The organism is Kytococcus sp. Marseille-QA3725 (genome assembly GCF_054950055.1).
On record NZ_JBUCLA010000001.1, the window covers coordinates 1,524,551 to 1,542,483 of the forward strand.

Sequence of the window (17,933 nt, forward strand, 5' to 3'; positions counted from 1 at the left end):
TCAAACCAGTCCAACTTCAGGGGGACAGTTCAATGCGTCGGGTGGGGGCTCCGTCGTGCCCGGCTCGTGCGCCGGGAGCTGCGCGGGTCAGTCGTCCGAGCGCAGGATGTACAGCAGGCGCAGGATCTCGATGTACACCCACACCAGCGAGGCGACCAGCCCGTGGGCCATCAGCCAGGAGTATTTCTCCGGCAGGCCGGAGGACACGCCGCGGTCGATGGTCTCGAAGTCGATGGCCAGCGAGTACGCAGCCATCCCGACACCCACGAGGGCCACGATCCAGCCGAAGCTGGAGGAGTAGACGCTCATGCCGGCGAAGTAGGCGAAGCCCAGGTTCACCAGCTGGAAGACCAGGTAGCCCATGGCCATCAGGCCGAAGATGCGCATGGCCCGGCTGCTCACCTTGACCAGGCCCACCTTCCAGCCCATCAGCATGGCGGTGAAGGTGCCCATGGTCGCGAGGACCGCGGCGACGACGATGCCCCCCTCGAAGCTCTCGAAGGTGACGCTGATGGCACCCACGAAGGCGCCCTGCGCCGCCGCGTGCAGCAGGATCAGGGGCACGTTGACCGACTTCATGAAGGCGATCACGAGGCTGAGGCCCAGCGAGCCGAACATGCCAGCCAGCCACACCACCATCGCGAGCTGCGGCTGCGGCCCGACCAGCACCCAGGTGCCGGCCGCGACGGCCAGCACGATGCCGAAGAGCAGCGCCGTCTTGACAAACACGTCGTCGAGGCTCAGGCGCCCGATACGACCCTGGTCGAGCGACGGTGCGGCGTAGGCCTGCTCCATCTGGCCGTACTGCTGCTGGGTGACGCCGGCCTGGCCGACGGTGTTGAAGTCCGCGTACTGGCCGTACTGGGGCTGCCCAGGACGACTCTCCTTCTCCAGGCGGTTGATGGCGGGGTTGAAAGCCATGGGGTCTCCTTGTCGGGGACGCCCGCCACCACGGTGGTGACGGTCAGCGTCCAACTACCTCGGAACAACACTGGTCGGGGTGTGACGATTCCGCACCGCTCACGATCCGGGTCCGGTGTGCGCGTGCGGTCGTGCCCTCGACGGGACTCGAACCCGCACCGTGAGCCATTTTAAGTGGCCTGCCTCTGCCAGTTGGGCCACGAGGGCGCCCTCAGGATAGGTGGCGCCCCGCCAGGTCCAGGGCGGTCCCGTCGAGGATGTCGCTCTCACTCACGGTCACCTGCTCCACCCCGCTGGCCCGGCCGACGCGCTCGATGATGCGCTGCCAGAAGAGCGCACCGGCGCCGATCACGTCCACGCGTCCGGGGTGCAGGAACGGCAGCTCCGCGCGCCGCACACGACTGCGGACCATCAGGTCCTGGGCGGCCTCGCGCACCCGGCCGGCAGGCAGCACCGCCCCGTCCAGCCGGTCCCGGTCGTACTCGGGCAGCTGCAGGGCGTGCGCCATCGTGGTCGTGATGGTGCCGGCCACGCCCACCAGGGTCGTCACCGCCGAGAGGTCAACCACCGTGGCGGCCTCGTCGATGCCGGCGTCGGCGTCGGCCAGCGCCGCGTCGACCTCCTGCGGCGTGGGCGGGTCCGAGTGCAGGTGCCGCTCGGTGAGGCGCACGCTGCCCAGGTCGATGGAGCGGGCCGCCGTCACCTCCTGGTCCCCCAGCACGAACTCGGTCGAGCCGCCGCCGAGGTCCACCACCAGGAAGGGACCCGGAACGCCCCGGGCACGCAGCGGGCCGGTGGCGCCCAGGAAGGACAGACGCGCCTCCTCGTCACCGGAGATGACCTCCGGGGTGACCTCGAACCCGTGCTCGGCGAAGACACCGGCGATCGCCTCGGTGAACTCACCGGCGTTCTCGGCGTCGCGCGAGGCGGACGTGGCGACGAAGCGGATCGCGGCCACGCGGTGCTCGGCGCAGAGGGCCGCGTAGTCGGCGGCCGCCGCCACGGTGCGCTGCAGGGCCTCCGGGGCGATGCGGCCGGTCGCGTCGACGTCCTGCCCCAGCCGGACGATGCGGTTCTCCCGGTGGAGCTGTTCGCGGGCCACCGCCTCGCCGTCGACGAGCGCGGCCTCCAGCACCAGCAGCCGGATCGAGTTCGTGCCGCTGTCCACGGCCGCGACGCGCACGGTCGGGGCGCTCACGCCTGGTCCCGGGCGGCGATCGCGTCCGTGCAGCAGCCGGTGTGCCACCACGGCTCCAGCGCCTCCAGGGCCTCGTCGCCCAGCGGGTTGACGCCCGGGCCGGCGGCCAGCGAGTGGGCCACCAGCACGTGCAGGCACTTCACACGGGTCGGCATGCCCCCGGCGCTGACGTGGTCGATCTCCTCGACCACCCCCAGCGCACGGCGCGCGGCGAGGTAGTGCTCGTGGGCGGCGGCGTACGCCGCGGCCAGCGCCGGGTCGGTGGACAGGCGCTCGGTCATCTCGGCCATCATCCCGGTGGTCTCCAGCGTGGAGATCGCACCGGTCAGGCGGGGGCAGGTGGCGTAGAAGGTGGTCGGGAAGGGCGTGCCGTCGGGCAGGCGGGGCTCGGTCTGCACCACGGTCGGGCAGCCGCACGGGCAGCGGTGCGCGACGGAGACCACCCCGCGCGGCAGGCGGCCCAGCTGCCCCTCGACGGTCTGCAGGTCGTCCTCGGTGGGCTCACTCGGCCCCGGGAAGGTCAGCTGGTCGATCACTCTTCTCCTTCGGCGGTCGGCTTCTCCTCGCCGTCCTCAAGATCCTCCGACGGGATGTCGGAGGGGTCGAATCCGTCCTCGGTGATGAGCTCGGGCACGCCGTCCGGGACGGGCTGCTCGACCTCCTCGACCGGCGCCTCGGTGGAGTCGCCCTCCGGCACGGGGACGGGTTCCTCGTCGGGCTCACGGGTGGGCTCCTGCGGCACCCCGGCGGCGGTTTGCTCGACCGACCCCCACAGGGTCTCGTACCAGGCCCGGTCCTCCCCCGCGACCTCCTGGTCGGCCTCGCTCCCGGCCTCCTCGCCGCGGGTGATCACGTGGTAGCGCTTCTCCCCCGGCTCGGCGTAGTCGAGCCGCTCGCGGGCGAGCTCCTGCACGTGCTCGTCGTCGCGCAGCTTCGCCCGCTCGGACTCGAGCTCGTGCGTGCGGGCCTTCTCGGCCTCGGCCTCCTGCCGGACGTCCTGGATCTCGGCCCGCTGCGTCCACCAGCCGGTGAACGGCGGGACGGCGATCCACGCCGCCAGCAGCACGGCGCCCAGCAGCATCACGGCCCGCCAGGGGGTCGCACGCACCAGGGCCACCTGCGCCCCGCCGCGCGCGGAGCCGGTGGCCCGTCGCGAACTGCGGGGGGTTCCGGGAGCCATCCCCCCATTCTGCCGCACCGGCTCCGTCCACCCGGCGCCGACGCACGGTGGCCGGTCCGCTGCCCGGGACGGCGATCGGCCGCCCGGACGAGGGTCCGGGCGGCCGATCGGTGGGTGCCGGGCGTCAGCCCTTGAAGCGCGGGAAGGCCGCGGCACCGGCGTACACGCCAGCGTCGTCGAGCTCCTCCTCGATGCGCAGCAGCTCGTTGTACTTCGCGACACGCTCGGAGCGGGCCGGGGCGCCGGTCTTGATCTGGCCGCAGTTCGTCGCGACCGCGAGGTGGGCGATGGTGACGTCCTCGGTCTCGCCGGAGCGGTGGGACATCATCGAGGAGTAGCCGTTGCGGGCCGCCAGGCTCACGGCGTCCAGGGTCTCGGTCAGCGAGCCGATCTGGTTCACCTTCACCAGCAGGGCGTTGCCGGCCTGCTCGTCGATGCCGCGCTGCAGGCGCTCGGGGTTGGTGACGAACAGGTCGTCGCCCACCAGCTGCACCTTGTCGCCGAGGGCGGCGGTCATGGCCTTCCAGCCCTCCCAGTCCTCCTCGTCCAGCGGGTCCTCGATGGAGACCAGCGGGTAGGCGTCCACCAGCTCGGCGTAGTAGGCCACCATCTCCTCGGCGGTCTTCTTCTCGCCCTCGAAGGTGTACTTGCCCTTCTCGGCGAACTCGCTGGCGGCCACGTCCAGGGCCAGGGCGATGTCCTTGCCCAGCTTGTAGCCGGCCTTCTTGACGGCCTCGGCGATGAGGTCCAGGGCCGCACGGTTGGACTCCAGGTTCGGGGCGAAGCCGCCCTCGTCACCCAGGCCGGTGGACAGGCCCTTGTCCTTCAGCACGGCCTTCAGCGCGTGGTAGACCTCGGTGCCCCAGCGCAGCGCCTCGCGGAAGGTCGGCGCACCGATCGGGGCGATCATGAACTCCTGGATGTCGACGTTGGAGTCCGCGTGGGAGCCGCCGTTGAGGATGTTCATCATCGGCACCGGCAGGGTGTGCGCGTTCGGCCCGCCGACGTAGCGGAAGAGCGGCAGGTCGGCGGAGGTGGCGGCGGCGCTGGCCACGGCCAGGGAGACGCCCAGCACCGCGTTGGCGCCCAGCTCGCCCTTGTTGTCGGTACCGTCCAGGGCGATCATGTCGGCGTCGACGAGGCGCTGGTCGGTCGCCTCCTCGCCCAGCAGGCGCGGGGCGATCTCCTCGATGACCGCCTCGACGGCCTGCTCCACGCCCTTGCCCAGGTAGCGACCCTTGTCGCCGTCGCGGCGCTCGGCGGCCTCGAACTGGCCGGTGGACGCGCCCGACGGGACGGCCGCCCGCGCGACGGTGCCGTCCTCCAGCATCACCTCGACCTCGACGGTCGGGTTTCCGCGGGAGTCGAGGATCTCGCGGGCGTGGATTCCTTCGATGAGTGCCAAGGTGTGCTCCTCGTGGGTGCTCAGGACGTGACGGTCCGCATGCCGTGGTGCGCGCGGTCCACGGGGCAGCCTACTGGTGCCGCTCGGCCTTCTCCCGCGCCTTCGCCCCCTGGTAGATCGGGTACACCTCGGCGGCGGTCCCCACGTTCGGGACGTCGGGGTCGAACACGTGGGGGTGCCGGCGCAGCACCTTGGCCTCCAGGGCCGCCACGACGTCCTCGACGTCGAACTGCCCGGCCTCGCTCGCAATCTGGGCGTGGACCACCACCTGCCAGAGCAGGTCGCCCAGCTCCTCGCACAGGTGCTCCGGGTCGTCCTCGCCGATGGCCTCGACCACCTCCTCGGCCTCGTCCAGGGCGAAGCGCGCGAGCGAGCCGTGCGTCTGCTCGTGGTGCCACGGGCAGCCGCCCTCCCCGCGCAGCCGCGCCTCCAGCGCCACGACGCGGGCCAGCCCCTCGCCGAGCCGGTCCTCGGACCCGCCGCTGGGAGCGCCTCGGTCGGCGGGCTCCTGCGACGTACCGCTCACGACCCGCTCCCGGAGATGTCGTCGAGCAGCACCGCGCGCAGCAGCTGCGAGGCCCACTCGAGCACCGCGGCGTCGCGCAGCGGCTGACCGCCCACCTTCGCGGTCTTCGGTGCCGGCACGAGCAGGGCGCCGAGCGCGGGCTTCACCACGGTGCCGGGGTACATCCGCAGCAGCCGCAGCTCCTGGCTCTCGCGCAGCTCGACCGGCGCAAAGCGCACCTTGGAGCCCATGGCCGAGATGTCCGAGACCCCCGCCCGGCGGGCCAGGGCGCGCAACCGCGCCACCTCGAAGAGGGCCTCGACCGGCTGCGGCGGGTTGCCGTAGCGGTCGCGCACCTCCCCGATGATGTCGTCGAGCTCGGCGTCGTCCTTGACGGCCGCGAGCTTCTTGTAGACCTCCAGGCGCAGCCGCTCGCCCGGCACGTAGTCGTGCGGCAGGTGGGCGTCCACGGGCAGCTCGACCTTGATCTCCGCCGGCTCCCCGTCATCGGCACCGCCCTCCTTGGCGCGCGCGACGGCCTCGCCCACCATGCGGACGTAGAGGTCGAAGCCCACCCCGGCGATGTGCCCGGACTGCTCGCCGCCGAGCAGGTTGCCCGCACCACGGATCTCGAGGTCCTTCATGGCCACCTGCATGCCCGCACCCAGGTCGGTGTGGCTGGCGATGGTGCGCAGCCGGTCGTGCGCGGTCTCCGTCAGCGGCTTCTCCGGCGGGTAGAGGAAGTAGGCGTAGGCGCGCTCCCGACCACGGCCCACGCGCCCCCGCAGCTGGTGCAGCTGCGAGAGGCCGAAGGTGTCGGCCCGGTCCAGGATCAGCGTGTTCGCGTTCGCGATGTCCAGACCCGTCTCGACGATGGTGGTGGAGACGAGCACGTCGAACTTGCGCTCCCAGAAGTCGGTGACCACCTGCTCCAGCCGGTGCTCCCCCATCTGGCCGTGGGCGACCTCCACCCGCGCCTCGGGCACGAGCTCGCGCAGCCGCGCGGCCACCTTGTCGATGGTGGCGACCTTGTTGTGCACGAAGAAGACCTGGCCCTCGCGCAACAGCTCGCGGTGGATCGCCGCGGCGATCTGCTTCTCCTCGTACGCACCCACGTAGGTCAGCACCGGGTGCCGCTCCTCCGGCGGCGTCGCCAGCGTCGACATCTCGCGGATGCCGGTGACCGCCATCTCCAGGGTGCGCGGGATCGGCGTCGCCGACATCGCCAGCACGTCGACGTTGGTGCGCAGCGTCTTGAGCTGCTCCTTGTGCTCGACGCCGAAGCGCTGCTCCTCGTCGATGATCACCAGGCCGAGCTCCTTGAACTTCACCGAGGCGGACAGCAGCCGGTGGGTGCCGATCACGAGGTCGACCGACCCGTCCCGCAGCCCGTCGATCGTCTCCTGCGCCTCGGCCTCGGGTGTGAAGCGTGAGAGGGCCCGGACGGTCACCGGGAACTGCTGGTAGCGCTCGGTGAAGGTCTGCAGGTGTTGCTGCACCAGCAGCGTGGTGGGCACCAGCACCGCCACCTGCTTGGAGTCCTGCATGGCCTTGAACGCGGCACGCACCGCGATCTCGGTCTTGCCGTAGCCCACGTCGCCGCAGATGAGGCGGTCCATGGGCACGGACTTCTCCATGTCCCCCTTCACCTCGTCGATGGTCGACAGCTGGTCGGGCGTCTCCACGTACGCGAAGGCGTCCTCCAGCTCGCGCTGCCAGGGCGAGTCGGGACCGAAGGCGTGTCCCTGCGTGGCCATTCGCGCCGAGTAGAGCTGGATGAGCTCGTTGGCGATCTGCTTGACGTGCTTGCGCGCCCGCGACTTGGTCTTGGACCAGTCCGAGCCGCCCAGCTTGTTCAGCGAGGGGGCCTCCCCGCCGACGTAGCGGGTGATCTGATCGAGCTGGTCGGTGGGGACGAAGAGCCGGTCGGAGGGCTGCCCCCGCTTGGAGGAGGCGTACTCCACCACGAGGTACTCACGCGTCGCCCCGCCGACGGTGCGCTGCACCATCTCCACGAACTTCCCGACACCGTGCTGCTCGTGGACGATGAAGTCGCCCGGGTTCAGCTGCAGCGGGTCCACCATCTTGCGGCGCCGCGAGGGCATGCGCCGCATGTCCTTGGTCGAGCCCTTGACGGCCTGCCCCGTGAGGTCCTGCTCGGAGATGATCGTCAGGCCCGTGCCCACGCCCGGGAGCGAGATGCCGGGCCCCCACGGTGCGGTGCAGATCTCGGCGACCGACTCGGGCCCCTCGGCCTCGGGCGCCACCACCTGCCGGGCGGCGATCTCGTGCTCGCCCAGCACCTCCGTGAGCCGCTTCGCGAGCCCCGGCCCGTCGGTGAGCAGCACGACCCGCTGCCCGGCGGCGAGCGCGGCCCGCACGTCCGCGACGGCCCGGTCGGGCTCGCCGCGGTAGTTGGGGACCTCCTCGGCCTCCAGCCGCAGGTGGGTCGCGTCGTCGTCCACCGTGTCCAGGTCGGGCGCGAACGGGGACAGGGTCCACCAGCCGCGCTCGGTGGTCAGGGCGTGCTCGCGGATCTCCGCGAGCTCCCGGTAGGCGCCCCGGCCCAGGGCGTCGGCGAGGTCGACCGGCACCTGTCCACCGGCGGCCGCCGATGTCCACCCGGCGGTGAGGAACTCCTGCGAGGTGGTGACGAGGTCCGCGGCCCGGCGGCGGATCCGCTCCGGGTCGCTGACCAGCATCCGCGAGCCCTCCGGCAGCACGTCCAGCAGGGTCTCCATGCCGTCCACGAGCACCGGGGTGAGCGACTCCATGCCCTCCACGGCCACACCTGCCGCGATGGACTCCAGCATGTCGGCCACCCCGGGCAGCTCCTGCACGAGCCCCGCGGCGCGCTCCTGCACGGCGGGGGTCAGCAGCAGCTCGCGGCACGGCGGGGCCCACAGGCCGTCGGGGGCTATCTCCAGCGAGCGCTGGTCGGCCACCCGGAACCAGCGCACCTCCTCCACCTCGTCGCCCCAGAACTCCAGGCGCAGCGGGTGGTCCTCGGTGGGCGGGAAGACGTCGAGGATGCCGCCGCGCACCGCGAACTCGCCCCGCTTCTCCACCAGGTCGGTGCGCGTGTAGGCCGCGTTCACCAGGGCCTCCACGACCTCCTCCGGGTCGTGGGTCTCCCCCGAGCGCACCACCACCGGCACGAGGTCGCCCAGTCCGGTGGGCAGCGGCTGCAGCAGCGAGCGCACGGCCGCGATGACCACCCGCACCGGGCCGTCGTGGTCCGCCTGACCGGGGTGTGCGAGGCGGCGGAGCACCGCCAGCCGCTGCCCGACCGTGTCGCTGCGGGGGCTGAGCCGCTCGTGGGGCAGCGTCTCCCAGCTGGGGAAGACCGCGACGCTCTCCGGCGGCAGCAGCGACCGCAGGCTCGCGGCCAGGTCCTCGGACTCCCGCCCGGTCGCCGTCACCAGGAGCACCACACCGCCGTCGCCGCGCACCTCCTCGGCCAGCGCGGCTGCCGCCCACGGACGCACCCCGGGCACCGCCGTGAGGTCCACCTCCACATCGCCGCGACGGTGGATCTCCAGCATGCGGGCCAACGACGCGGACCGCGAGACCGGCTTGAGCAGCGCGGAGAGCGGGGGGCCGCCGCCCGGCGTGCCGGGTGCGGCGGGGGTCGACGGGGCGGGTGCGGGGGTCACGGCATCGGGCACGGCACAAGGGTAGGCGTCCGCACCGACAGGGCGCCGAGCCGGTGTTGCGTGCCGACGGGCGCTCGGTGAGGATCGGGGCGTGGCCCCACGAATGCGTCCCCTGCCCCTCCCCACCCCCTCCGCTCGCAGGGCCCTCCCGCTGACGTGCGGGCTGCTGGCCGGGTGCACGCTGGCCCCCACGACCGTCCCGTCGGCCGCCTTCGCCGCCCCGGAGGGACACCCCACCGTGATGAGCGCGGGGGTGCTCCCGGCCACCCAGCCGGAGAACCTGCCGGAGCAGCTGGTGGACGAGGCCGGCGTGCTGGAGGACCGGTCCGCCGTCGAGGACGAGCTGCAGTCCCTGCGCTCGGAGCACGGCATGCAGCTCTTCGTGGTCTACGTGGACGAGTTCACCGACTCCTCCGGCCAGGCGATGGAGGGTGACCGCTGGACGGAGGAGACTTTCTCCGCCTCCGGACTGGGCACCCACGACGCCCTCCTCGCCGTCGCGGTGGACCAGCGCCGCTACGGCATGTACGGCGGGGAGGGGACGGTCTCCGGGCAGGAGGGCACCCGGATCGAGTCCGAGTACGTGGAGCCCGCGCTCGCCGAGGACGACTGGGCCGGTGCGGCCACCGGGGCGGTCCGCGGCTTCCACGACGCGGCGGACGGGAAGCTCGCCCCCGGTGGCCGGGACATGCCCGGCATGGGCCTCGCGCCCTGGCTCCTCACCCTCCCGCTGCTCATCGGAGGCGCGGTGATGGTCGCCCGGATGGGCCGTCCGGGCCGGGGACGGGCCACGGCCGCGACGTCCACCGGTGGCGCTCCTTCGTCGGCAGGCGCGTCGCCGGAGCAGCTGGAGCGCCGCGTCGCCGAGCTGCTCGTGCAGGTGGACGACGCGGTGCGCTCCTCGGACGAGGAGGTCCGCTACTCGCGCGCCCAGTTCGGCACGCAGGCCACCCAGGAGTTCACCGAGGCGGTGCGGACCGCCCGCGGCAAGGCCTCGGAGGCCTTCGCCCTCAAGCGTCGGGTGGACGACGCGCTGCGTTCCGGGGCCCCCGAGGAGTCGCAGCGTGCGGACCTCGAGCAGATCACGGTGCTGGCCGGCGAGGCCCTGGCCACCCTGGACGCCCAGAGCGAGAAGTTCGAGCGGCTGCGCGACCTGCAGGCACGGGCTCCCCAGGTGCTGCAGGAGACCGCCCACCGCGCCGACGAGGTCGAGGCGCGTCTGCCCGGAGCCCGGGAGCAGCTCCGGGCCCTGCAGGTCAGCTACGAGCCGCGGGCGCTCGCGACGGTGGCAGGCAACATCGAGCAGGCCGAGCGCCTCGTCGCCTCGGCCCGCCAGAGCGCGAGCAACGGCCAGCAGGCCCTGCAGTCCGCCGACCAGCGGACGGCCGTCACCGCTGCCCGCACCGGTGAGGACGCACTGGGGCAGGCCAGCGACCTGCTCGACCAGGTGGACGACGCCCGGGTGACCCTGGAGAACTCGCAGCAGGAGCTCGCCACCGCCATCGGATCCATCTCCCAGGACATCTCCGACGCCCACCGGCTGCGCCCCGGCGACGCCGCCCTGGCCCCGCTCGTGCAGCGGGCCGAGCAGGCCGTCGCACACGCCGAGGCCAGCCGCCGGGGCGGGGACCCGCTGGCGGCCCTGTCCGAGCTGGCGGCGGCGGAGGACGCCATCGACGCCGCGCTCGAGCCGGCCCGCAGCGCCGACGAGCACCGGCAGAAGGTGGCCGGGAGCGTCGCCCAGCGCCTCACCCGGGTGAGGGCCGCGCACGCGAGCGTGGACGAGTTCATCCGCACCCGCCGCGGCAGCATGGGCAGCCGCGCGCGCACGGAGATCTCGGAGGCCGGGCGCCTCCTGGACGCCGCGGAGGCCCAGCTGTCCACGGACCCGCAGGGAGCGGCCCAGCTGCTCGACCAGGCCGAGCGACTCGTCGAGTCGGCCCGGGCGGAGGCGGAGAACGATCTCGGCCAGGGGCCCTTCGGCGGTCCCGGTGGCTTCGGTGGCGGGTACGGACCGCGTGGCGGTCACGGCGGGATCGACGTCGGGTCGCTGGTCCTCGGCGGCATCCTGTCAGGAGGCTTCGGGGGTGGTGGCATCGGCGGCAGCTCCGGTGGCGGATTCGGGGGCGGCGGGCGCTTCTGACCGGTCCCGGCCACGAGGTGGCGGTACCGACTCCCGCGGTCCAGACTGGCCGGGACGGAACGAACGCCGCACCCGCGGCAGGAGAGGACAGGGACCATGGCCCAGAAGCAGACGATCATCAGCCGCATCAGCACCCTCGCCCGCGCCAACATCAACGCCCTCCTCGACCGCGCCGAGGACCCCGAGAAGATGCTGGACCAGATGGTCCGGGACTACACCAACGCCATCGCCGACGCCGAGGAGGCCGTGGCCCAGACCATCGCCAGCCTGCGCATGGCCGAGCAGGACCTGGAGCAGGACCAGCAGGTGGCGCAGGACTGGGGCCGCAAGGCCGCTGCCGCCTCCACCGAGGCCGATCGCCTGCGCGAAACCGGTCAGTCCGCCGAGGCCGACAAGTTCGACAACCTGGCCAAGGCCGCGCTGGAGAAGCAGATCGGCTTCGAGAACGACGTGCAGGCCGCCGAGCCGATGGTCACCCAGCAGCGTCAGACCGTCGAGACGCTGAAGCAGGGTCTGGTGGAGATGCGTTCCAAGCTGGACGAGCTGAAGTCCCGCCGCGACTCCCTGGTGGCCCGGGCCCGCACCGCCGAGGCACAGCAGCAGGTGTCCGACGCGATGGGCTCCATCTCCATCCTCGACCCCTCCTCCGAGCTCGGTCGCTTCGACGAGAAGATCCGCCGTCAGGAGGCCATGGTGCAGGGCCGCCAGGAGGCCCAGGCCGCCACGCTCGAGGGCCAGTTCGAGCAGCTCGAGGACTCCTCGAAGTCCGCCGAGGTCGAGGCCCGGCTGGCCGCGCTGAAGAACCAGCAGGGCTGACCCACCGCAGACACGAGGAGGGCCCCACCGCAGGTGAACTGTCCCCCTGAAGTTGGACTGGTTTGAGCGTACGGGGTCTCACGCGGCAGCGAGGGTCTGGTTCCGGTACTGCACCGGGGCCAGGCCCTCGTTGCTGCTGTGGGGGCGGTCGTGGTTGAACCAGGCCAGGTAGTCCCGCAGGGCCGTCGTGAGCTGGGTGGGTGTGGTGAAGGACGTGTCGCAGTACAACTCGTCCTTGAGGTGACCGAAGAAGCTCTCGATGACGGCGTTGTCCAGGCAGTTGCCCTTGCGGGACATCGACGCGGTCGCACCGACCCGTGCGAGTAATTCCTGCCAGGTGGCGTGCTGGTACTGGAATCCCTGGTCGGAGTGCACGATCGGGTGCTGGCCCGGTTCCAAGGTGGTCAGGGCCTGCTGCAGGGAGGAGTTCGTCAGCGTCAGGGTCGGGGAAGGGCCGATGGTGGCGCCGATGACCTGTCGGTCGAACAGGTCCATCACCGCTGAGAGGAACACCTTGTCCGGGCCGATGTGGAACTCGGTGACGTCGGTGACCCACTTCTGGTTCGGCCCGGTGACGGTGAAGTCACGGTCCAGCACGTTGGGCGCGGTGCGACTGGTGGTACCCCGGTAGGACCGGAACCGGCGCCTGCGGATCGGGCAGCGCAGATCGAGCTCGCGCATCAGCTTCCACACCGTCTTGCGGGAAACGACCCACCCGTCGGCGCGTAGTTGCGCCCAGACCCGGCGGTGCCCGAAACGCTTGCGACTGGCCGTGAACACCTCGGTGATCGCGGTCTTCAGCTCGGCCTGCGGGTCCGGCTCCAAGAGGCGTGCCTGGTGGTAGAAGAACGTCGAGCGCGCCAGACCGGCCGCGGCCAGCAGGTCACCCAGACGGTGCTGCGCCTTGAGGGAAACGACGGCCTTCACCTTGGCCGACGTTGCTGCTCCATCAAGGCCTGCAATTTTCCCAGGTAGGCGTTCTGCGCCCGCAAGCGCTGGTTCTCCCGGCGCAACGCCTCGAGCTCCGAGACCGGCTCCGAAGGCCTGGCCGGGCGGCCCCTGGGTCTGGGGCGCAGCCCGTCAGGCCCCTCGGCTTTCAGGACTCTGGCCCAGGTCGCGATCAGGGGCGGTGAGGGCACCCCGAACTCGCCGGCCAGTGCCACCTTGGATTCACCGGCCAGGTAGCGCTGGGCGGCCTCAAGCTTGACCTCGAACGGGTAGGACTTCTTCGGTGGCTCCACCAACGCTCCTCGGCCTGACAGTTTCCAGCGTCGGTAGAGACTTCGCACCGCCCAGCGGCTCTTGCCCAGCCGCGTGGCCACGGCGCGAGAGCCCCAACCAGACTCGAAGAACTCTACGGCCGTCAACCGCTCCTGCGATGACAACGAACTCTTGGCCTCCATCACGAACTCCCCGGGAGTCGGAACTGATTTCTCAGTCCAACTCCCGGGGAGCAGTTCAAGGTGCGGTGGGGCCCTCCTCGTGTCTGCCGGCCGGAGCCGGCCGACACCGATCAGCCGAAGCGACCGGACACGTAGTCCTCGGTCTCCTGGTGGGTCGGGTTTTCGAAGATCTGCTTGGTCTCGCCGTACTCGATGAGGTGGCCGGGCTTGCCGGTGCCCTCGATGTTGAAGAAGGCGGTCTTGTCGGACACACGCGTGGCCTGCTGCATGTTGTGCGTCACGATGACGACCGTGTACTTCTCCTTGAGCTCGTGGATCAGGTCCTCCACGGCCAGGGTCGAGATCGGGTCGAGCGCCGAGCAGGGCTCGTCCATGAGGAGCACATCCGGCTGGACGGCGACCGCACGGGCGATGCACAGACGCTGCTGCTGACCACCGGACAGGCCGGCACCCGGCTTGTCCAGACGGTCCTTGACCTCGTTCCAGAGGTTGGCGCCGCGCAGGGAGGCCTCGACCAGGTCGTCGGAGGCCTTCTTACCGAGGCGCTTGGCGTTCAGCGTCACACCCGCGAGGACGTTCTCGCGGATGGACATCGTCGGGAACGGGTTGGGCTTCTGGAAGACCATGCCCACCTGACGGCGGACCTCGACCGGGTCGATGCTCTTGCCGTAGAGCGGCTGGTCGTCCATGAGGACGTTGCCCTCGACGCGGGCGCCGGGGATGACCTCGTGCATGCGGTTCAGGCACCGCAGCACGGTGGACTTGCCACAGCCGGACGAGCCGATGAAAGCCGTCACGGTCCGGGGCTCGATGACCATGTTGACGTCCTCGACGGCCTTGAAGTCACCGTAGAAGATGTTCAGGTCAGTCAGTTCGATGCGCTTGGACACTCGGGGAGCTCCTTACTCAGCTCTTCTTCGGCGCCAGTGCGGCGGCGACGGCTCGGGCAATCAGGTTCAGGGCAAGCACCAGGACGATCAGCAGGAACACTGCGATCCACGATCGCTCGAGGCTGGGGTCAGGGTACCCGCCGTTCAGAGGCTGGGAGAACAGCTGGTACGCGTAGAAGGCCAGCGAGTTCATCTCGCTCTCGATCGGGTTCCAGTTGGTGGCTGTGTTGGCACCGGCGGCCACCAGCAGCGGCGCCGTCTCACCGATGACACGGGCCACACCGAGGAACACGCTCGACGCCAGACCGGCGGCCGCGGTGGGCAGCACGATCTTGGTGATGACGCGCCACTTCGGCACGCCCAGGGCCAGCGCCGACTCGCGCAGGTCACGCGAGATGACGCGCAGCATCTCCTCCGAGTTGCGCACGACGATGGGGATCATCAGGACACACAGCGCGATGGCACCGGCGAGGCCCAGCTTGGTACCGGGCTCGAAGAGGATACCGAACAGCGCGAAGGCGAACAGACCGGCGACGATCGACGGGACACCGGTCATGACGTCCACCAGGAAGCGCAGCGACTTGCTGAGCCAGCCGTTGGTGCCGTATTCGACCAGGTAGATGGCGGCCAGGAAGCCGATTGGGATCGAGATGAGGGAGGCGATCAGCGTGATGATCAGGGTGCCGACGATGGCGTGCTTCATGCCACCGACGAGACCCGCCCCGCTCTCCACGCGCTCCTCGTCCACGCCGCCGGACACGGCGTACATGTCCGTCCACAGGACGTGCAGGTTGCCGGCCAAGGAGGGCACCGCGTTGCTGATCACGGACCACAGCAACCAGAGCAGCGGGATGACTGCCAGCGCGAAGGCGATGTAGACTAGGGCACGGACGACCTGGTCGAAGCCCTGGCGGTGCCCCGCGGTCACGCGGTACCCGACGTACAGGGCGACCAGGGCGAACACACCCGTGAGAACCACCCAGAGGGCGATGTTCCACCCGATGAGGGCCGTCACGGCAGCGGCGACGACGGCACCGACGGCCAGCATGGCCACCCACAGCACCGGCGAGGCCGGACGGATCGTGTTGTAGTCCAGAGCGGGCATGGCGGGGCCACGGTCGGCCTCGTGCTTCGGCTCCGGCTTCAGGTCGACAGGGGATGTGGTCATGTCAGTTCCTCCGCTCGACGATGGCGCGAGCAGCCAGGTTGACGACCAGGGTCAGTGCGAAGAGCACCAGACCCAGGGCGATGAGGGCGTTCACCTTGAGGTCCGTCGCGTCGGGGAAGTTCAGGGCGATGTACGCCGGGATGGGCTGGTTGCCGCTGCCGATGATGTTCCACTGGAACTCGTCACTCGGCGAGAGGATCATGGCAACGGCCATGGTCTCGCCGAGGGCACGGCCCAGCCCCAGCATGGCGCCACCGACGACGCCGGGCCAGCCGAAGGGCAGCACGGCCTGCTTGATCATCTCCCACTTCGTGGCCCCGAGGGCCAGCGAGGCCTCCTCGTTGCCACGGGGGGTCTGCTGGAAGACGTCGCGCGACACCGAGGTGATGATCGGCAGGATCATGATCGCCAGGACGATGGAGGCGGTCAGGAGCACACGCCCCGTGGACGAGGCATCCTCGAACAGCGGGATCCAGCCGAAGGTCTCCTCGAGCCACTTGAAGAGCGGCACCAGCAGCGGGGCGAAGGTGAGGAAGCCCCAGAGACCGAAGATGACCGACGGGATGGCCGCCAGCAGGTCGATGACGAAGCCCAGCGCCTTGGAGAGCTTGGGCGAGGCGTAGTGCGTGATGAACAGGGCGATGCCGACCGACACAGGGACGGCGATGAGCATGGCGATGAACGCGGCCAGCAGCGTGCCGCCGAGCAGGTTCATGGCCAGGCTCCAGAAGCCGTCGTCACCCACCTCGTCGGCCTTCTCGATGGCGGGCCACGCCTCCTTCAGGAGGAAGGCGGCGACGAGGGCGAGGACGAGGGCGATGAAGATGCCGGACCCGAGGGCCAGGCCGTAGAAAACCTTGTCGCCCATGCGTCCGGTGCTCACCCCACGCGTGGGGTCGGGCGTCGACCGCTCGTCATCGGTGTTCACCGAGAACTTGGTCGAACCGCCCTGGGAGGGGCTGTGCGGTTCAGCCACAGGAACTCCTTCAGATGAGAGGGATCACGAGACGGGGCCGCACCCGAGAGCGCGGCCCCGTCGTCGTGGAGGTGTGAGGCTCGATCAGCCCTTGGCCTTGATGGTCTCGACGGACTTGGCGAGCTCCGAGGCGGTCTTCGGCGAGATCGGTGCGGAACCGGCCTCGTCGGCGGCCTTCTGCTGGCCCTCCTCGGAGATGACGTAGGACAGGAAGTCCTTGACCTTGTCGGCGTCCTCGCCCTTCTCGTACTCCTTGCAGGCGACCTCGTAGGTCACCAGCACGATCGGGTAACCGCCCTCGACCTCACGGTTGAGCTCCAGGGCCATGTCGCCCTCCTCGCGGCCCTCGGCCGGCTTGGAGCCCTCGACGACCTTGGCGGCGGCCTCCGGGGTGTACTCGACGAACTCCTCGCCGACCTTCACCTTGGCGGCCTTCAGCTGGCCGATGGCCGAGGCGTCGGCGTAGCCGATGGTGCCCTCGGTCTTCTGGATGACGCCCACGACGCCCTGGGTACCCTTGGCGCCCTCGCCCTCGGCCGGCCACTCCTTGCCCGGCTCGTGCGGCCACGCGTCGCCGGCGGCCTCCTTCAGGTACTCCTGGAAGTTGGCGGTGGTGCCGGACTCGTCGGAGCGGGAGACGACGGTGATCTCGGTGTCGGGCAGGTCGGCGTCCGGGTTGTCGGCCTTGATGGCCTCGTCGTCCCACTTCTCGATGTCGCCGTTGAAGATCTTGGCCATGGTCTCCGGCGAGAGGTTCAGCTCGTCGACGCCCGGCAGGTTGTAGGCGATGGCGACCGGGGAGATGTAGGCCGGCAGGTTGATCGCACCCGCGTCACCGCAGGCGTCCTTGGCCTTGTCCATCTCCTCGTCGCTCAGGGCGACGTCGGAGCCGGCCCACGGGGTGTTGCCCGCGACGAACTGCTCGACACCGGCGCCCGAACCGTCCGGGGAGTAGTTCACCTTGACGCCGGGCTGCTTCTCGGAGTACCCGGAGATCCACGCCTTGACGGCGGACTCCTGGGCGGAGGAGCCGACGCCCTTGAGGTCGCCGGAGACACCGTCGGCCGGCTTGTACTCGGGGTAGGAACCTCCGGCAGCACCCTCGTCACCACCACCGGACTCGGCGGGGGACTCGCCGCCCTCGGACTCCTCGCCACCGGACTCGGCGGGGGACTCGCCACCCTCGGACTCCTCGCCGCCGGACTCCTCGCCACCACCGGACTCGGCGGGGGACTCCTCACCACCCTCGGCGGAGGACTCGGTGTTCTCGGAGGACTTGTCCTCGCCGGAGTCGTCGCCACCACAGGCGGCCAGGGTCAGGGAGGAGGCGGCCGCAAGGGCAACCACGGAACCAAAGCGGTTGAGCTTCACGAGAGGGACCTTTCACGAGGTGCTCGGGGTGATGATCCGCCGCGTCAGTAGTGCTGCAGACCACGGCGTGTTGCCGCATCCACAACGGTAGGGCTCGAAGGGGGCCACTCTGGCCAAAACGAGTTAACTCCCGGTGAACAGTTGTAGACCATCTCGTGCCCTGTGTGAGCCGCCTGACAAACCGCGCCGTTCCAGGCCTGAGCACCACTCGGGAGAACGTCCTTCCCCCGCTCCCTCTGCTCCCCTGCCCCCCCAAGGTGAACGCACCGACCCGTGGAGCGCCTCTCGGCGTGCGGCCGCT

At 70.7% G+C, this 17,933-nt stretch carries 13 protein-coding genes, 1 tRNA gene and 1 pseudogene; 2 read left to right on the top strand and 13 right to left on the bottom strand.

The genetic code is table 11. From position 1 onward, the window contains the following. Positions 1-87: 87 nt before the first annotated feature. The 8 genes from ACY8FT_RS06965 to mfd form a co-directional block, all read right to left on the bottom strand. Positions 88-921 (bottom strand): Bax inhibitor-1/YccA family protein, encoded by an 834-nt coding sequence (locus ACY8FT_RS06965; protein ID WP_462418170.1) that lies wholly within the window; start codon positions 919-921, stop codon positions 88-90. Positions 922-1,053: 132 nt separating this feature from the next. Further along, positions 1,054-1,128, bottom strand: a tRNA-Leu gene (locus ACY8FT_RS06970). A 4-nt stretch (positions 1,129-1,132) separates the two neighbouring features. Next, the gene (locus ACY8FT_RS06975) at positions 1,133-2,119 is read right to left on the bottom strand and encodes a Ppx/GppA phosphatase family protein (protein WP_462418171.1); all 987 of its coding nucleotides are present in this window, start codon (positions 2,117-2,119) and stop codon (positions 1,133-1,135) included. Further along, the gene (locus ACY8FT_RS06980) at positions 2,116-2,655 is read right to left on the bottom strand and encodes a DUF501 domain-containing protein (RefSeq protein WP_462418172.1); all 540 of its coding nucleotides are present in this window, start codon (positions 2,653-2,655) and stop codon (positions 2,116-2,118) included. The genes ACY8FT_RS06975 and ACY8FT_RS06980 overlap by 4 nt, the downstream gene beginning before the upstream one ends. Further along, positions 2,652-3,299 (bottom strand): FtsB family cell division protein, encoded by a 648-nt coding sequence (locus ACY8FT_RS06985; protein ID WP_462418173.1) that lies wholly within the window; start codon positions 3,297-3,299, stop codon positions 2,652-2,654. The genes ACY8FT_RS06980 and ACY8FT_RS06985 overlap by 4 nt, the downstream gene beginning before the upstream one ends. A gap of 124 nt (positions 3,300-3,423) precedes the next feature. After that, on the bottom strand, positions 3,424-4,704 hold the full coding sequence (eno, locus tag ACY8FT_RS06990; protein WP_462418174.1) for a phosphopyruvate hydratase: 1,281 nt from the start codon (positions 4,702-4,704) through the stop codon (positions 3,424-3,426). A 70-nt stretch (positions 4,705-4,774) separates the two neighbouring features. Continuing rightward, entirely contained in the window at positions 4,775-5,230 is a 456-nt protein-coding gene (locus ACY8FT_RS06995) for a MazG nucleotide pyrophosphohydrolase domain-containing protein (RefSeq protein WP_462418175.1), read from the bottom strand. Then, positions 5,227-8,754 (bottom strand): transcription-repair coupling factor, encoded by a 3,528-nt coding sequence (mfd, locus tag ACY8FT_RS07000; protein WP_462418412.1) that lies wholly within the window; start codon positions 8,752-8,754, stop codon positions 5,227-5,229. The genes ACY8FT_RS06995 and mfd overlap by 4 nt, the downstream gene beginning before the upstream one ends. A 202-nt stretch (positions 8,755-8,956) precedes the next feature. Between mfd and ACY8FT_RS07005 the strand changes: the two genes are divergently transcribed. Together ACY8FT_RS07005 and ACY8FT_RS07010 are read left to right on the top strand one after the other, a co-directional pair. Then, on the top strand, positions 8,957-11,008 hold the full coding sequence (locus tag ACY8FT_RS07005) for a TPM domain-containing protein (RefSeq protein ID WP_462418176.1): 2,052 nt from the start codon (positions 8,957-8,959) through the stop codon (positions 11,006-11,008). Positions 11,009-11,104: 96 nt separating this feature from the next. Beyond that, positions 11,105-11,824 carry a PspA/IM30 family protein gene (locus ACY8FT_RS07010; RefSeq protein WP_462418177.1) on the top strand — a complete coding sequence of 240 codons (720 nt, stop codon included), beginning with the start codon at positions 11,105-11,107 and terminating at the stop codon, positions 11,822-11,824. A 78-nt stretch (positions 11,825-11,902) separates the two neighbouring features. Here ACY8FT_RS07010 and ACY8FT_RS07015 read toward each other — a convergent pair. The 5 genes and pseudogenes from ACY8FT_RS07015 to pstS form a co-directional block, all read right to left on the bottom strand. Continuing rightward, positions 11,903-13,166, bottom strand: a pseudogene (locus tag ACY8FT_RS07015) (IS3 family transposase). Between the two features lie 171 nt (positions 13,167-13,337). After that, positions 13,338-14,117: a phosphate ABC transporter ATP-binding protein PstB gene (gene pstB, locus ACY8FT_RS07020; protein ID WP_462418178.1), complete on the bottom strand. Its 780-nt coding sequence runs from the start codon at positions 14,115-14,117 to the stop codon at positions 13,338-13,340. A gap of 16 nt (positions 14,118-14,133) precedes the next feature. Continuing rightward, positions 14,134-15,285 (bottom strand): phosphate ABC transporter permease PstA, encoded by a 1,152-nt coding sequence (pstA, locus tag ACY8FT_RS07025; RefSeq protein WP_462418179.1) that lies wholly within the window; start codon positions 15,283-15,285, stop codon positions 14,134-14,136. 1 nt (position 15,286) lies between these two features. Beyond that, entirely contained in the window at positions 15,287-16,261 is a 975-nt protein-coding gene (gene pstC, locus ACY8FT_RS07030) for a phosphate ABC transporter permease subunit PstC (protein WP_462418180.1), read from the bottom strand. 84 nt (positions 16,262-16,345) lie between these two features. Beyond that, positions 16,346-17,632, bottom strand: a complete 1,287-nt coding sequence (pstS, locus tag ACY8FT_RS07035; protein ID WP_462418181.1) for a phosphate ABC transporter substrate-binding protein PstS — start codon at positions 17,630-17,632, stop codon at positions 16,346-16,348. Positions 17,633-17,933 lie beyond the last annotated feature (301 nt).